The organism is Phenylobacterium sp. (assembly GCF_025351295.1).
Lineage (GTDB): Bacteria > Pseudomonadota > Alphaproteobacteria > Caulobacterales > Caulobacteraceae > Phenylobacterium.
In genome coordinates, this window is sequence record NZ_JANXWD010000053.1 from 24,051 (window position 1) to 39,575 (window position 15,525).

Consider the following 15,525-nt stretch of genomic DNA (forward strand, 5'->3'; position numbering starts at 1 on the left):
GGCTGGGCGTCGTGTTCACCCATCAATTCCGTCATCCCGCGACTTGTTCGCGGGACCCATGGTTCCGGCAATCCTCAAGCGCCGATGTCGCCCTCGACGGGTCCCGCGAACAAGTCGCGGGATGACGATGGAGAGTGAAAGGCGTATGGCGGCGCCCCGATGGATGCGCGCACGCTCAGAACGCCCGAAGACCTCGTCGCCGCCGGTTTGGCGTCTCCGGACGACCTGTCCGTCCTCGGGCGCGTCGCCGCCCGCTACGCCGTGACGATCACGCCGGCGATGGTCGAGGCGATCGGGGACGGCGACGGTCCGCTGGCCCGCCAGTTCGTGCCGACGGGCGCTGAACTGATCCAGTCGCCGGGGGAGTCCGCCGACCCGGTCGGCGACGACACCCACAGCCCGGTGGAGGGTGTCGTCCACCGCTACCGCGACCGGGTGCTGCTGAAGGCCAACCACGCCTGCGCGGTCTATTGCCGGTTCTGCTTCCGCCGCGAGATGGTGGGGCCGGACGGGGTGCGGCCGCTGACGGCCAGCCAGCTGGACGCGGCCATGGCCTATGTCGCCGGACGGCCGGAGATCTGGGAGGTCATCGTCACTGGCGGCGATCCGCTGATCCTATCTCCCCGGCGGCTGGCCGACCTGATGGCGCGTCTGGCCCTGATCGCGCATGTGAAGGTGGTCCGCTTCCACACCCGCATCCCGGCGGTCGATCCAGCGCGAATCACCCCGGCGCTGGTGGCCGCCCTGAAGACGCCGGGCAAGACCACCTGGGTGGGGCTGCACGCCAATCATCCGGACGAGCTGACGCCGGCCGCCGAGGCCGCCTGCGCCCGCATCCTCGACGCCGGCATCCCGATGGTCAGCCAGACCGTGCTGCTGAGGGGCGTCAACGACGATCCGGCGACGCTGGAGGCGCTGATGCGGCGGTTCGTGGAGCTGCGGATCAAGCCCTACTACCTGCACCACGCCGATCTCGCGCCCGGCACCGCACACTTCCGCACGACCCTGGCCGAGGGGCAGGCGCTGATGGCCGACCTGCGCGGCCGGGTCTCGGGCCTCTGCCAGCCGACCTATGTGCTGGACATCCCCGGCGGCCACGGTAAGTCCCCGGTGGGCCCTTGCTATGTGACCGAGGACGGGGTCGTCGATCCCAATGGCGGGCGGCACAGCTACCCTCCCGCCTAGACCGCCCGTGCAGGCCGTTCGCTGTGGCCCCAAAGTGACAGTGCGACTGTCACCGCATGTGGCGACATCGACACACCTGTTCGATCTCGCGAGATAAGCGTTCATCCTGGAGTCAGCGGGTGGCGTACATAACCCGCAAGCCCGGCGTCGCCGGGCGGCAACAGTGAGGACGGCGTAAATATCATGGGCGGGCAGGGCTTGCGGGGCGGACGCATGAGGCGCTGCCTGGCCGTGGCCGCGCTGGCGCCGATGGCGTTCGGTGGACTGGCCGCCGCCCAACCGACCCCGGCGGCCCCGGTCCTGCAGATTCCCCCGGCCGCCGCGCCGCCTGCGCCGCTCCCGCCGCCCGCGCCGGTGGAGGTCCCCGCCCTGACACCGGCCCAGGTGCAGACCGCCCTGGCGATCATGCGCGCCGCCGACCTGCATGGCCTGCAGCCCAAGAGCTATGTGCCCGACGGCGTGCCGGACAGCGGCGTGCTCAGTCCCGCCCAGCAGGTCGCCTTCGCCGATGGCCTGGTGCGCTATGCCCACGACGTCCACATCGGCCGCATGGACGCGGCGGCCTTTCCCGAGCTTTGGGCCGTGCGCCCGGCCGCCTATGACCCCTCGGCTGACCTGGTGAAAGCCCTGGCCGAGGGCCGGTTGCAGGCGTGGCTGGACAGCCTGCCGCCCCGCTACTCCGGGTATGCGGCCCTGCGTCGCGGCCTGGCCCACTATCGCGAGATCGCGGCCAATGGCGGCTGGAAGCCGATCCCGGAGGGCAAGCCCCTGGGCCTGGGCGCCAAGGACCCGCGCGCCGCGGCGCTTCGGGCCCGCCTGGCAGCGGAGGATCCGCTGGTCCCGGCCACCGGTGCGGGCTTCGACAAGCCACTGCAGGAGGCCGTGCAGCGCGCCCAGCGGCGCTTCGGCCTCAACCCCGACGGTGTCGCCGGCCGTGAGGTGGTCGCCTACCTCAATCAGCCGGTCGGCCAGCGCATCCTGCAGATCGTCGCCAACATGGAACGCTGGCGGTGGCTGCCGTCGGCCATGCCGGCGACGCGGGTGCAGGTGAACTCCGGCGCCGCCATCGTCACCCTGTTTCGCGACGACAAGCCGGTGCTGTCGATGAAGGCGGTCTCCGGCCGGCCCGGCGACGAGACCCCGATGCTGATGTCGGCGATCCACAGCGTGGTGATCAACCCGCCGTGGAACGTGCCGATGGGCATCGCCGAGAAGGAGCTGTGGCCGAAGGAGAAGGCCAGGCCAGGCTATCTGGCGGCCCACGGCTACCGGATCATCCCGGTCGAGGGCGGGGCGCCCCGGCTGCAGCAGGCGTCGGGCGACGATAGCGCGCTGGGCCGCTTCAAGTTCGACTTCGACAATCCGTTCGCGGTCTATCTGCACGACACCCCCTCGAAGGGCGGTTTCGACCGCTTCTCGCGCCAAGCCAGCCACGGCTGCGTGCGGCTGGCCAAGCCGCGGGAGCTGGCCGAGGCCCTGCTGGCCGGCGACGCGAAATGGACCCCGGAGGCGATCGACACCCAGCTCGAGGGCGACAAGACGGTGCGCGCGCCCTTGGCGGCGAAGGTGCCGGTGTTCATCTTCTACTGGACCGCGTTCGCCGGGACCGACGGCCAGATGCAGTTCCGCTCCGATCCCTACGACTGGGACCGGGACCTGCTGCAGCGGGTGGGCGTGCTGACGCCCAAGGTCCAGGTCGCGGCGAAGTCGTAGGGCTTAGGGGGCCTTCGGATGCTCAAGACGGTGTTGTGGATCGCGGCGGCCTGCGCGGCGGTGCTGGTCGCCCTGGCGGTGAGCCGGAGACTGCATTTCGACCGCCCTACGCCGCCGACGCCCGTCGAGGCCCCCGCCGCGCCGAAGGCCGCCGTCCCCGCCGCGGCGATCGCGCCCGCGACCCCCGTCGCGCCGAAGCCGCCGCCGACGCCTGAGGAACAGCAGGTGCAGGACGACGCGGCCGCGACCGGCATGACGACGGTGGAGCCGGAAGAGGGGCCGAAGCCGCAGAGCCCGCCGACGAACTGAAATCAGAGCCGCTGATCCCGGCCAAGGCCGGGACCCAGATGGCGCGGCCCAGATGTCGGTTCTCGTGGCTCAGAACTCATCCCGATCGCCACCGAGTTCTGAGATCTGGGTCCCGGCATTCGCCGGGATGAGCGGAATGAAGATCTAGCTATCCCCCTTCACCGCCTCCGGGTTGAAGGTCGGGGGCGGGCCCCAGTCTTCGTGCAGCAGGTGGGCGGTCTTCAGGACCGCGGCCTTGCCGAGGCGCAGGCCCAGTTCCTCGCCCATGATCACCATGGCGCGCTGGGCGTCGATGCGCATGGCTTCGCCCTGGGCGGTGGGGGCGACCAGCTTGACGCGGCCGTTGGCGGGGTCGTCCGCCAGGGCGACGATGCCCAACTCGATCATCTGGTTGATGGTGGCGTGGATGGCCTGGCGGCTGACGCCCAGGCGGCGCGCGATGTCCGACGGCCGGCGCACGCCCAGCACGATATTGGCCATCACCATCGACTGCGGCCGGGTGACCGCCGGCCACCCCCGCGCCTGGAGGTAGTTCTGCAGCCCCTCGTCGAACCAGTAGAAGCCCTGCAACAGCGACAGCAGCAGATGCCTGATATCGTCGTCCGCCGTCACCCTTGCTTAGCCTCCGCGTACCCCGCCGCTTTGGTGGGGCGCTTCCGACCGATTGTCAAAGAGACTGACTATTCGGCGGCGGCCCTGGCGACCGAGCCGCGGGTGGTGAAGGCCCGCCAGTCCGCGCCCTTGGCGACCAGGCCCTCGTAGGAGGCGAGGTCCGCGGGCCGCGTCGTCGCCCGGGTCCCGATGGCGGGCTCGCCGTCCAGCACGGATCCGGCCGCGGCCACCATCTGGCGACGGAACTGGACGATGGCCACGTCGCTGGCGCCCAGGTGGTCGAAGCTGCGGTCGGCGATCGGGCCCATGCTTTCCCACATGGCCATGTCCTGCGCCGGGATGCCGTCAATGCCGGTGAAGTCGCCGGCCTTCATCCTGGCGCGGTCCTGCTTGAAGGCGTTCGAGAGGTTGCGGACCTTGCGCCAGTCCGTGTCCAGGTCGACCCCGGGCACGGCCACGCAGAACCTGCGCCAGGCGTCCTGTTCGATGCCCTTCGTGGGGTGCCAGGCGACCCAGTAGAACATGCAGTTCACGTCATCGATCGGCACCAGCATCTGGGCCAGGTTGTACTGGTCGTTGGGCGGGATCAGGACCGTGAATGGGGCGATGAACACGGTGGTGCGGACGTAGTCGTGGGTGTCGGCATTGACGATCGGCCGGCGGATCGCGGCGTAGTGGAAGCCGAAATCCGTGAGCTCGGCCTCCAGCCGCGGCGCCTTGTCGTTGGAGGGCCGCAGCCACGCGGTCTCGGTCGCCGTCGAGCCGGCCACCTCGGCGGTCGGCATGTTGGTGGAGTGCAGGCTGGAGGAGTGGGCGCTGTCGATCGAGCCCTCCAGCACCTGGGCCCAGTTGCAGGCCGCGTGCATCTTGACGATGGAGGTGCGGATGTCCGGGCTCGGCGCCCAGGCCGGCGGCTGGAACGGCCGCATCGCCGCGGGGTCGCCCATCCAGACCCAGACGAAGCCGCCGGCCTCGGCGGTCGGATAGGCCTGGTGCTTGAGGCTGCGCATCCGGCTGTCGGCGGGCTCGGAGGCCATCTCCTGGATCTCGCCGTCCACCCCGAACTTCCAGCCGTGGTAGAGGCAGCGCAGGCCGCAGTCCTCGTTGCGGCCGAAGGCCAGCGAGGCGCCGCGGTGCGGGCAGTGCTCGCCCAGCACACCGACCTTGCCCTTGGAATCGCGGAACACCACCAGGTCTTCGCCCAGAAGGCGGGTGCGCACCGGGGCGCCATCGGCCTCGGCGACCTCCTCGATCATGCAGGCCGGCAGCCAGTGCTGGCGCATGACCAGCCCCATGGCGGCCTCGCCCTCCACCCGGCAGAGCAGTTCGTTGTCGGCAGGTCTCATGCCTAGTTCCCAGGGTCTTGACGGTGGGCCGTCGAATAAGACTTAGATATCGAAGTATTTTAGGCGCAGGCGCGGGGCCTGTCCAGCGAGGGCGCGGGCGAACAGGCATGGCGGACCGCATCCTGCGCATCGGCGTGCTGGGCCTGAGCCGCGGCTTCGTGCTGATGCGGCCGACCTTCGTCGCCGACGACCGTTGCCGGCTGGTCGCGGCCGCCGACCCCAGGCCCGAGGCCCGCGCCGCCTTCCAGGCCGAGTTCGGCGCGCCGGCCTATGAGACGGCGCAGGCGCTCTGCGCAGACCCGCAGGTGGAGGTCGTCTACATCGCCTCGCCGCACCAGTTCCATGCCGAGCAGGCGATCCTGGCGGCGCGCCACGGCAAGCCTGTGCTGGTCGAGAAGCCCATGGCGCTCAGCTTGGCCGAGTGCGACGCCATGCAGGCCGCGACGCGGGACGCCGGGGTCCAGCTCATCGTCGGCCCCAGCCACAGCTACGACCCGCCCATCGCCTGCGCGGCCGACCTGATCGCCAGCGGCGCGCACGGGGCGCTGCGGATGATCGTCATGATGACCTTCACCGACTTCCTTTACCGGCCGCGCCGGCCCGAAGAACTGGACACGGCGCGCGGCGGCGGGGTGGTGTTCAGCCAGGCGGCGCACCAGGTCGACGTCGTCCGGCGGCTGGCTGGCCGGCCGATCCGCAGCGTGCGCGCCCAGACCGGCGCCTGGGACCCCGACCGGCCCACCGAAGGCGCCTACCAGGCCTTCCTGACCTTCGAAGGCGGGGCGACCGCGACCCTCAGCTATTCCGGCTACGGCCGCTACGACACCGACGCCCTCATGGACTGGATCGGCGAGACCGGCATGGCCAAGGACCCCGGCCTCTACGGCGCCGCGCGGCTGCGGCTGGCGGGCGCCCAGGAGGAGGCGCTCAAGCGCCAGCGGGCGTATGGCGGCCAGGCCGCCGCGCCGCCCGCCGGGTCGCCCCACCACGAACACTTCGGCCAGGTCATCGCCAGCTGCGAGCGCGCCGACCTGCGGCCGACCGCGACCGGCGTCGAGGTCTATGCCGATGAGCGCCGCACCATCGACCTGCCTCCGCGCGCCGCGCCGCGCGCCGCGGTCATCGACGAACTGTGGCGCGCCATCGTGCCGGGCGCGCCGCCGCTGCACGACGCCGCCTGGGGCCGGGACAACCTGGCCGCCTGCCTGGCGATGCTGAGGTCGAGCGCGGAGGGCCGCGAGGTCAGCCTGAGCGAACTGGAGAGCCCCCCATGAGCAAGCTGCGCCTGACCCTGGCCTGCTGGGATTACGACCGCACGCGCGCTCTCGCCGATGGCCGCGTGACGCCGGAGGGCATCGACCTCAACCTGATCCCACTGCACGTGGAGGAGACCTTCTTCCGCATGCTGCGCAACCGCGAGTTCGACGCCGCCGAGATGTCGCTGTCGTCCTATTCGGTGTCGCTGATGCGCGACGACCCGGCGTTCATCGCCATCCCGGTCTTCCCGTCGCGGTTCTTCCGTCACTCCTGCATCTTCGTCTCGGCGAAGAGCGGCATCCGCGAGCCGAAGGACCTGATCGGCAAACGCTTCGGCGTGCCGGAATACCAGATGACCGCGCCGGTCTGGATCCGCGGGATCCTGTCGGACGAATACGGCGTCGACCCGGCCAGCGTCACCTACATGACCGGCGGCGAGGAGGAGCCGGGGCGGGAGGAGAAGCTGAAACTGAACCTGCCGGAGCGGTTCAAGGTGGTCCCCATCGGGCCCGGCCAGACCCTGTCGCAGATGCTGGCCGACGGCGAGATCGACGCACTGCACACCGCCCGCACGCCCTCGACCTTCTATTCCCGGCCGGACGACGTGAAGCGGCTGTTCCCCGACTTCGTGCCGGTGGAGAAGGCCTACTTCCGGCGCACCGGCATCTTCCCGATCATGCATGTGATCGCCATCCGCCGCAGCCTCTACGAGGCCAACCGGTGGATCGCCCAGTCGCTGCTGAAGGCCTTCCAGGCGGCGCAGCAGGTCACCTACGACAACCTGGCGGTCACCTCGGCGATGACCTCGATGCTGCCCTGGCAGCTGGCGGCGGTGGAGGAGGCGCGCGCCGAACTGGGCGACGACTGGTGGCCCTATGGGTTCGCCAAGAACCGCGCCACGCTGGACACCTTCCTGCGCTACCACCACGAGCAGGGACTATCCTCGCGGCGGCTGCAGCCGGAGGAACTGTTCGCGCCGGAGACCTTCGAGGCGTTCAAGATATGACGCCGCCCGTGGACCTTCCGCCGGGCGACAGCTTCGGATTCCAGGTGCGCCGTTGCCACCGGGCCTTCGACCGCCTGCTCAACGTCTATCTGGCGCGCAAGGGGCTCACGAGCGGGTTCTGGTACTTCCTGCGCGCGCTCTGGCAGGAGAACGGCGCCACGCAGAAGCGCCTCTCGCAGCTCAACAACGTCACCGAGCCCACCACGGTCACCACCCTCAACGCGATGACCCGGATCGGGCTGGTGCGGCGGGAACGCAACGTGGCCGACCGGCGCAAGCTGAACGTCTTCCTGACGCCCAAGGCCGAGGGGCTGAAGGCCCTGCTGATGCCCGACGCCCATGAGATCAACGCCATCGCCTGCGCCGGCGTCGATCCCGCCGACCTGGCGGTGGGCCTGCGGGTCCTCAAGCAGATGTCCGCCAATCTCACCCGCGAGGCCGCGCGGGTGAGCGCCGAAGGAGACACCGCATGATCACCCTCTATGGCGGCCCGACGCCCAACGCCCGCAAGGTGGCCATCGCCCTGGAGGAGATGGGCCTGGCCTGGCGCCTGGAGCCCATCGACATCCTGGCCGGCGACCAGCTGACCCCGGAATTCCTCGCCCTCAACCCCAACAACAAGTCGCCGGTGATCGTCGACGATGATGGGCCCGGCAGTGGGGGGCCGGACGGGGCGGGGCGCTTCGTGCTGAACGAGTCGGGCGCGATCCTGCTCTACCTCGCCGAGAAGACCGGTCGGCTCGTGCCGGCCGAGCCGCGCGCGCGGGCGCTGTGTCACCAGTGGCTGATGTTCCAGATGTCCGGGGTGGGTCCGATGTTCGGCCAGAACGCCCACTTCTCGTCCTACGCCAAGGACAAGCACCCCTATTCGATCGACCGCTACGCCAACGAGGTCAGCCGGCTGCTGCGGGTGCTGGACGGACGGCTGGCGGCGAGCCGGTTCCTGGCCGGCGACGACTACACCATCGCGGACATCGCCACCTATCCCTACACCCTGCGCCAGGCGCAGGCCCGCCACGCGGACTTCCCGGCCCTGGCCCGCTGGTCCGACGAAATCGGCGCCCGACCGGCGGTGCAGCGCGGGATGGAGGTGGGTCCGGCGCGCCGCGAGACCATCGAGGGCGGCCTGAGCGGCCTCAGCGACGACCAGCGCTCGATTCTGTTCGGGGACCGACAATATGGCGGCTGACCGGAAATGAGGCCTTGAACTTAACACTGCTCGGATTAAACCTGACGCGGCCGTCACCTTTAACGTGCGGTGCATCGACGCTTCTGCGAGGAACCTGGCCATGACCGACAAGCCGCTGCCCTCGATCCTCGAGCTGACCCCGCTGAACGAGGCGTATCGCGTCGATCCGCACGCCATGCTGGACGACCTGCGCAGCCGCTGTCCCGCCCATGCCGACCCGGTATCGGGCAGCGTGCTCTTCAGCCGCTACGGCGATGTGCGCGCCGTGGTCAACGACCGCGGGCTCTGGCGCGATCCGATCCGGGCGGAGGAGAGCGCGATCATGTCGCGCCGCCTGCTGGCCGAGGCCGATCCCAGCCTGCCGCGCACCTCGACGACCAGCATCCTGATGCTGGACGACCCCGATCACAGCCGCATCCGCCACCCTCTGGCCCAGGCGCTCTACGCCCGGGTCGCCAGGTTCCGGCCAGAGGTGGAGCGGATCGTGGACGAGGTCCTGCAGGGGCTGGCGGGCGAGTCGGCCTTCGACCTGATGGACCGCTTCTGCGTTCCGATCCCCATCGACGTGATCGCCTCGATCCTCGGCGTCGACCACGCGCGGCTGGTGGAGTTCCGCGCCTGGTCGGAGGGCGTGATCCAGGGGCTGAACCCGTTCCGCACCCCGGAGCAGACTAAGGTCATGGAGGCCGCCGGCGCCGCGCTCAACGCCTATTTCACCGAGGCGATCATCGACCGCCGCACCAACCCCGGTGACGACCTGATCACCGACATGGTCCGCCTGCAGACCGAGGGCGCGGCGCTCAGCGACGACGAACTGCGCATCAACCTGACCGCCCTGCTGGTCGGAGGCAACCTGACCACCACCGACCTGATCGGCAACGGGGTGCGACTGCTGCTGACCAACCCGACAGAGCTCGCCAAGCTGCGGGCCGATGCGGGGATCATCAATGCGGTGGTCGAGGAGGTGCTGCGCTACGACCCGCCGGTGGACATCACCGGCCGCATCGTCTCGTCGGACATGGCGGTCGGCGGCTGCCCGCTGCATTCCGGACAGGCCCTGACCGTGTCGCTGCGCGCCGCCAATCGCGATCCGGAGACCTACGAGGACCCGCACCGCTTCGATGTGAGCCGCAAGCACAAACCGCACGTCGCGTTCGGCGGCGGGGCGCACATCTGCATCGGCGCACCGCTGGCGCGTCTGGAGGCCCAGGTGGCGCTGGTGAAGCTGTTCGAGCGGTTCCCGGACCTCCGGTTGGCCGACCCGGACGCGACCCCGGCCTGGCGCAAGCTGCCATTCTTCCGCGGCATGGAACACCTCGCCGTCGTCGCCTAGACTGCCCGCAAAACAGGGAGGTTCCGATGCGACGACTGGTTCTGGGCGATGTCGTGCCGCTGGACGCGGCCAAGGTGTGGGCGGTGATCGGCGACTTCTCCGGCATGCACAAGTGGGCGCCGATCGTGGAGTCCGAGAGCACGGAGGTCACCGCCAAGGGCAAGGTCCGCACCCTGGGCCTGCGCGGCGGCCGCACCGTCGTGGAGCTGATGGTCTCCGAGGGCGAGCATCACTACAGCTACAGCCTGGATCGGGCGGACATGGCGTCCTACGTCTCGACCGTCTCGGTCGTGCCGCTGGCCGACGGCGTCTGCCGGATCGAGCTGATCGTCGACTTCGAACCGGCCGAGGGGGTCGACCAGACCGAGGCGACCGACGGGTTCCTCAAGTTCCTGGGCGGCAACCTCAAGGCCATGAAGCGCGCCGCCGCGGCCGCCTGAGCGCCCGGGCCGCAGCCGCGCGGCTTCAGTGCGCCTGCAGGTCCTTGGGCTGCGCCTCGGCGGCGGCCTTGGCGCGGAACGCCACGACATCGGCCTTGGCGACGGGCGCCGCCGTGTTGCCCCAGGCGCCGCGTATGTAGGTCAGCACCGCGGCCATGTCGTCGTCGCCCAGCTCGTTCTTGAACGCCGGCATGCCGCCCCGCCCCATCAGGACCGTGGTCGTCAGCACGTCGGGCGGACCGGTGACCAGGGTGTTGGCCGCCAGCGCCGGGAACGGGCCGGAGATCCCCAGTCCGGTCGGCTGGTGGCAGGCCGAGCAGTTGCTGGCGTACACCGCCTCGCCTGACAGGGCTGGCGGCGCGGCGGCGGGCGCCGCCGGAGCCGGCTGGGCCGGAGTCTGCGCCAGCGAACCCGCCGGCAGGACGAGCGCCAGGAGGGCCAGGGCCCAGGTCTTCTGCATCGTCGTCCTCATGCCTTGTGCACCCGCGCGTGGATCTTGGCGATCTGCTGCCAGGCGCTCTCGATGGCGCCGGCCTGCCAGCCGCCGAGGTAGCTCAGGTGCTCGCCGGCCAGGTAGATTCGGTCGTCCGGCTCGTTGAGCAGCGGATAGGCGGTCTTGCGCCCGTCTTCGCTCCACTCGGCCCAGCCGCCCAGGTTGTGCTTGTCCAGGTGCCAGGACTTGGAGAACGACGTCTCGAAGTTGGCGCCATACTCCGGGAAGATCTTCTGGCCCTGCTCCACCGCGAACTTGGCTCGCGCCGCCGGAGAGAGGGCGCTGATCTTCGCGGCCTCGCCGCCGAAGGCGTAGTAGCCCAGCAGGACGCCCTTCTGGCTGTGCCAGCCGCCCGAGGGCAGGGAGATGGTCCCGATGCCGGGGATGTCGTTGTAGACGTGGCCGCCATAGATCCAGTGGTTCTCTTCCCAGAAGCGGGTCTTCATCTGCAGGCCGATCTTGTTCACCGGCGCGTAGGCGACGTTGTTCATCGCCGCCAGGAACGGCTTGGAGACGTCCATCTTGATGCTCTTCAGCACCGACAGCGGGATGGTGCAGATGATGTAGTCGCCGGCGACCTCGGCCTTGGCGCCCTTGGCGTCGGTGTAGGAGACGTTCACGCCGTTCGGGCCCTGCTGGATCTGGTCGACCAGGGCGTTGTAGGTGATCACCCCCGGCGGCAGGTTGCGCACGAAGCCCTTGGGGATCTGGTCCATGCCGCCGATCGGCTGCAGCATGGTGCGCTGCTGTTCCCAGCCGGCCACCGAGGTCAGCACGAACCAGGCGCGCGAACTCAGCACGTCGGAGAAGGCGAACGGGGTGGAGAGCTTGCCCGGCCCCGGATCGATCCCGGCGCCCGGCAGGATGTCGTAGCCGCGGCCGTCCGTGCCCTTGTAGGTCAGGTCGGAGGCCTGAAGGCGGCCCTCGTTGACCAGATAGGCGATGAAGGTCTGGCGGTCGGCGGGGGAGAGCGCCGCGTCCAGGTCGCCCTTGGACGCCACCTTGGCCATCAGCTCGGCGGTGTACCCGCGAGCGTCGGCGGCGAGCTGGCCCTTGCGCACCGGCTTGCCCGCAAGCTTGCCATTGCCCTTCTCGAAATAGACATAGGCCGCGTCGTTGTCGTTGTTGAACAGTTCGATCGGCACGTTGAATTTCTTCACGTAATGCAGGGTCGATTGGTGGTGGTAGGGGATCCGCCAGGGGCCGATGTTGATGTAGTGCCCCTCGTCGAAGTCGCAGAGCTGGTGGTTGCCCAGCAGGTCGGTGTCCTGGAAGCCCTTGCGCGCCGTCTGGGCGCGGCCGCCGGCGAAGCTGCGCGCCTCCAGCACCTGCACCTGGTAGCCGGCCTTGCCCATTTCATAGGCGGCGGTCAGGCCCGCCAGGCCGGCGCCCAGGATCACTACCTTGGTCTTCTTGGCGCCCCCGGCCAGGGGCGGCGGCATGGTGGCGGCCGAGGCGAAGCCGAAGCCCAGGGCGTCCATCCCGGCCATGGCCAGCGAGACCCCGCCCACCGCCGCCAGCTGTTCGAAGAACCGCCGGCGCGTGAATACGCCCGAGCGCCCAACATTCAGATCGTCCATCACCAATCCCTCGACATTTGTCCCGATCTCCGGGCCACCGGGGTGCGGAGCAACCCCGCGGCCGGCCCGCTGACCTGTTGTTTATGGCCTGCAGAACGCCTGGGAGCCCTGCCCAAGGCCCCTGCGTCCGACCGTGACTCGCTCCTGACAGAGCACAAGCTAAGGGCAAGCGCGAGGTCCGGGAAGCGCCTGTCCGCCGGCGAGGATCGGTCGCAATGCCTGTCATCGGTGCAGTTTGGGGCGCCGAAGCGCCCGATTGCCCATTTTTTTTGCCGTAAGCGGCAAATTCTCTTGAGCCACCTGTCATGAACGCGTCATCTGTTGTCGGGGCTCTGCGACTGCGGGAAGTCTCGTCCGAGTCTCGAGGGGAGGCTCGGAAAAAAGTTATCGAAGGGGTCGGGGCCCTGTGACGCAGATCAGCACTCTAGACGGCTTGTCGGGTCTTTAGGTCTGTCCTGCGGGGGAAGCGCCGGTTTCTAACTCAACTTAATGGCGGGGCAAGAACTCATGAAGAACCTATTCGCATTCAGCAGCATGCTGGTGCTCGGCGCCTGCATATCGTCTCAAGCCGTCGCCGCGGAAGCGGACGCCGCAGCCGCTACCGCGGTGAGTGAAGTTATCGTCACCGGCACCCGGGTCACCGGCCTCAAGGCCGCCGATAGTCCGGCGCCGGTCCAGGTGCTGGGCGCAAGCGCCATGCAGCGGGTCGGCCAGCCCGACCTGATCCAGGCGCTGAGCCAGAACCTGCCCTCCTTCACCGCCGAGGCGATCGGCGGCGATACGGGCAGCCTGACGCTCTCGGCGGCGCTGCGCGGCCTGAACCCCAATGACACCCTGGTCCTGGTCAACGGCAAGCGCCGTCACCCGACCGGCAACCTGCACGTACTTGGCGGGCCCTACCAGGGCGCGGCCACGGCCGACCTCAGCCTGATCCCGGTGGGCGCGATCGACCACGTCGAAGTGCTGCAGGACGGCGCGGCAGCCCAGTACGGCACCGACGCCATCGCCGGCGTCGTCAACATCATCCTGAAGTCCGCCAATCACGGCGGCGTCGCGATGGCCACGGCGGGCCAGTACTACAAGAGCGACGGTGACACCGCCGCCATCTCGCTGAACTTCGGCGCGCCGATCGGCGCGGACGGGTTCGTCAACGTCACGCTGGAGAATCGCTACCACGGCTTCAGCCTGCGTGGCGGCGCGGATCGCCGGGTCCAGGCCCGCGACGGTTCGATCCTGCCCACCGACAACGCCATCGACAAGGCCGGCGTGCCGCTGGCGGCCCAGTTCCCGACGCCCAACCAGATCAACGGCGACGCGCAGTACAATATCTACAACGGCTATCTGAACGCGGGCTACAAGCTCACCGACGCCATCGAGCTCTACGCCACGGCCAGCTACTCCCACCGCCTGGCTTCGGCCTTCGAGAACTACCGCGTCCCCAGCAAGGTGAAGCGGACGGTCGCGGGGGTCACCATCGTGCCGTTCCCGATCGGCTTCGACCCCAAGGAGCACCTTGAGGAAGACGACTATTCGGCCGGCGGCGGGGTCAAGGGATCGTACGAAGGCTGGGACTGGGATCTGTCGACCACCTACGGCCATGTTCGCGACCAGATCTCCACCCTGAATTCGGCCAACGCCTCGCTGTTCACCGACACCGGCCTGACGCCGCGCAACTTCTACGACGGCGCCTTCCGCTCCACGGAATGGACCAACAACCTCGACATCGTGAAGGGCTTCGACGTCGGCCTGGCCTCGCAGCTCACGGTGGCCGTCGGCGGTGAGGCCCGCCGCGACACCTTCCAGATCAGCGCCGGCGACCCCTTCTCGATCTACAAGGAAGGCGGCCAGTCCTATCCGGGCTTCCAGCCGAGCGACGCCGGCAAGCACCATCGCACCAACTACGCGGTCTACGGCGACCTGGCCGCCGAGGTGATGCCCGGCCTCAAGGTCGATCTCGCCGGCCGCTACGAGCACTACAGCGACTTCGGCAGCACCACGGTCGGCAAGCTGACCGCCCGCTACGACTTCAACCCTATGGTCGCGATCCGCGGCACGGTCTCCAGCGGCTTCCGCGCCCCGACGCTGGCCGAGGAATATTATTCGGCCACCAACGTGGCGCCGACCTTCGCGGTGGTGCAGTTGCCGGCCAACTCGGCGGCGGCCAAGCAGATCGGCTTCCAGAACCTGAAGCCCGAAAAGTCCATCAACTTCAGCGGCGGCTTCGTGCTGCATCCGATCGAGGGCCTGCAGATCACGATGGATGCCTACCAGATCCGCATCAAGAAGCGGATCATCGGCAGCGGCATCCTGCTGGGCCAGGTCGGCTCGACGATCGTCTCGCGCAACGTGCTGGACGCCATCGCCGCCCACGGCAACGTGCTTGACCCCACCGGCCTCAGCTATGTGGGCGTGAGCATCTTCACCAACGCCGCGACCACCCGCACCCGCGGCGTGGAAATCACCGGCAACTACGCCTCCGACTTCGGCGACATGGGCCACGTCGACTGGTCTGTGGCGGTCAACTACAACAAGACGACCGTCTTGAGCCAGGCGCCGCTCCCGGCCCAGGTCGTGGCGCCCGCCTTCAGCCAGACCACGCTGCTGGCCCCGCTGGCGCTGAGCTACCTGACCACCGCCACCCCGCGGGGCAAGGTGGTGTTCGGCGCCTTCTACACGCTGGACAAGTTCACCGTGAACCTGCGTGAGACGGTCTACGGCAAGTCGTCCGAGATCGTCAGCCTTGACGGCACCGGCAACGGCGGCGTCAAGGCCCGGATCGGCACCACCGCCATCACCGACCTGGACGTGGGCTATTTCGTCACCCCGGCGATCAAGATCAACATCGGCGCCAACAACCTCTTCGACCACAAGGCGCCGAAGACCCCGAACATCCCCAACGGCTCGGGTGGCGTGCGGCCGGCCGACGGGGCCAACGTCTACGACGCCCCGCTGGGCTTCTCGCCCTTCGGGATCAACGGCGGCTACTACTACGGCCGGGTGACCTACACCTTCTGAGGCCGCTAGGCTGACCCAAGCGGTGGCGGGCCGGGGACAACCCCGGC

14 protein-coding genes are annotated in these 15,525 nt (G+C 69.2%); 10 read left to right on the top strand and 4 right to left on the bottom strand.

The window, feature by feature from the left end:
* Positions 1-159: 159 nt before the first annotated feature.
* The 3 genes from Q0R13_RS08285 (at position 160) to Q0R13_RS08295 (ending at position 3,207) form a co-directional block, all read left to right on the top strand.
* Positions 160-1,185, top strand: coding sequence for a lysine-2,3-aminomutase-like protein (locus tag Q0R13_RS08285; RefSeq protein ID WP_293902223.1), 1,026 nt, complete (start codon positions 160-162; stop codon positions 1,183-1,185).
* Positions 1,186-1,398: 213 nt separating this feature from the next.
* Positions 1,399-2,898, top strand: a complete 1,500-nt coding sequence (locus Q0R13_RS08290) for a L,D-transpeptidase family protein (protein WP_293902226.1) — start codon at positions 1,399-1,401, stop codon at positions 2,896-2,898.
* A gap of 18 nt (positions 2,899-2,916) precedes the next feature.
* Complete coding sequence (locus tag Q0R13_RS08295) at positions 2,917-3,207, top strand: hypothetical protein (protein WP_293902229.1); 291 nt, start codon at positions 2,917-2,919, stop codon at positions 3,205-3,207.
* 144 nt (positions 3,208-3,351) lie between these two features.
* Here Q0R13_RS08295 and Q0R13_RS08300 read toward each other — a convergent pair whose 3' ends face one another.
* Positions 3,352-3,819 carry a MarR family winged helix-turn-helix transcriptional regulator gene (locus tag Q0R13_RS08300; protein WP_293902232.1) on the bottom strand — a complete coding sequence of 156 codons (468 nt, stop codon included), beginning with the start codon at positions 3,817-3,819 and terminating at the stop codon, positions 3,352-3,354.
* Positions 3,820-3,887: 68 nt separating this feature from the next.
* Positions 3,888-5,165 carry a Rieske 2Fe-2S domain-containing protein gene (locus tag Q0R13_RS08305; RefSeq protein ID WP_293902235.1) on the bottom strand — a complete coding sequence of 426 codons (1,278 nt, stop codon included), beginning with the start codon at positions 5,163-5,165 and terminating at the stop codon, positions 3,888-3,890.
* Between the two features lie 107 nt (positions 5,166-5,272).
* On the opposite strand from Q0R13_RS08305, the gene Q0R13_RS08310 reads away from it, so the two are divergent.
* The 6 genes from Q0R13_RS08310 to Q0R13_RS08335 all read left to right on the top strand — a co-directional run bounded on the left by Q0R13_RS08310 (position 5,273) and on the right by Q0R13_RS08335 (position 10,390).
* Positions 5,273-6,439: a Gfo/Idh/MocA family oxidoreductase gene (locus Q0R13_RS08310; protein WP_293902238.1), complete on the top strand. Its 1,167-nt coding sequence runs from the start codon at positions 5,273-5,275 to the stop codon at positions 6,437-6,439.
* Complete coding sequence (locus Q0R13_RS08315; RefSeq protein ID WP_293902241.1) at positions 6,436-7,428, top strand: ABC transporter substrate-binding protein; 993 nt, start codon at positions 6,436-6,438, stop codon at positions 7,426-7,428. The genes Q0R13_RS08310 and Q0R13_RS08315 overlap by 4 nt, the downstream gene beginning before the upstream one ends.
* Entirely contained in the window at positions 7,425-7,901 is a 477-nt protein-coding gene (locus Q0R13_RS08320) for a MarR family transcriptional regulator (RefSeq protein ID WP_293902244.1), read from the top strand. The genes Q0R13_RS08315 and Q0R13_RS08320 overlap by 4 nt, the downstream gene beginning before the upstream one ends.
* Positions 7,898-8,617, top strand: a complete 720-nt coding sequence (locus Q0R13_RS08325) for a glutathione S-transferase N-terminal domain-containing protein (RefSeq protein ID WP_293902247.1) — start codon at positions 7,898-7,900, stop codon at positions 8,615-8,617. Before Q0R13_RS08320 ends, Q0R13_RS08325 begins: the two co-directional genes overlap by 4 nt.
* A 100-nt stretch (positions 8,618-8,717) precedes the next feature.
* Positions 8,718-9,950: a cytochrome P450 gene (locus Q0R13_RS08330; protein ID WP_293902250.1), complete on the top strand. Its 1,233-nt coding sequence runs from the start codon at positions 8,718-8,720 to the stop codon at positions 9,948-9,950.
* A 26-nt stretch (positions 9,951-9,976) separates the two neighbouring features.
* Positions 9,977-10,390, top strand: coding sequence for an SRPBCC family protein (locus Q0R13_RS08335; RefSeq protein ID WP_293902252.1), 414 nt, complete (start codon positions 9,977-9,979; stop codon positions 10,388-10,390).
* Positions 10,391-10,415: 25 nt separating this feature from the next.
* Here the strand turns inward: Q0R13_RS08335 and Q0R13_RS08340 are convergent, their stop codons facing one another.
* Together Q0R13_RS08340 and Q0R13_RS08345 are read right to left on the bottom strand one after the other, a co-directional pair.
* The gene (locus Q0R13_RS08340) at positions 10,416-10,850 is read right to left on the bottom strand and encodes a cytochrome c (protein WP_293902254.1); all 435 of its coding nucleotides are present in this window, start codon (positions 10,848-10,850) and stop codon (positions 10,416-10,418) included.
* A gap of 8 nt (positions 10,851-10,858) precedes the next feature.
* Entirely contained in the window at positions 10,859-12,463 is a 1,605-nt protein-coding gene (locus Q0R13_RS08345; protein ID WP_293902257.1) for a flavin monoamine oxidase family protein, read from the bottom strand.
* 606 nt (positions 12,464-13,069) lie between these two features.
* Here Q0R13_RS08345 and Q0R13_RS08350 point away from each other — a divergent pair.
* Positions 13,070-15,478, top strand: a complete 2,409-nt coding sequence (locus tag Q0R13_RS08350; protein WP_293902261.1) for a TonB-dependent receptor — start codon at positions 13,070-13,072, stop codon at positions 15,476-15,478.
* Positions 15,479-15,525 lie beyond the last annotated feature (47 nt).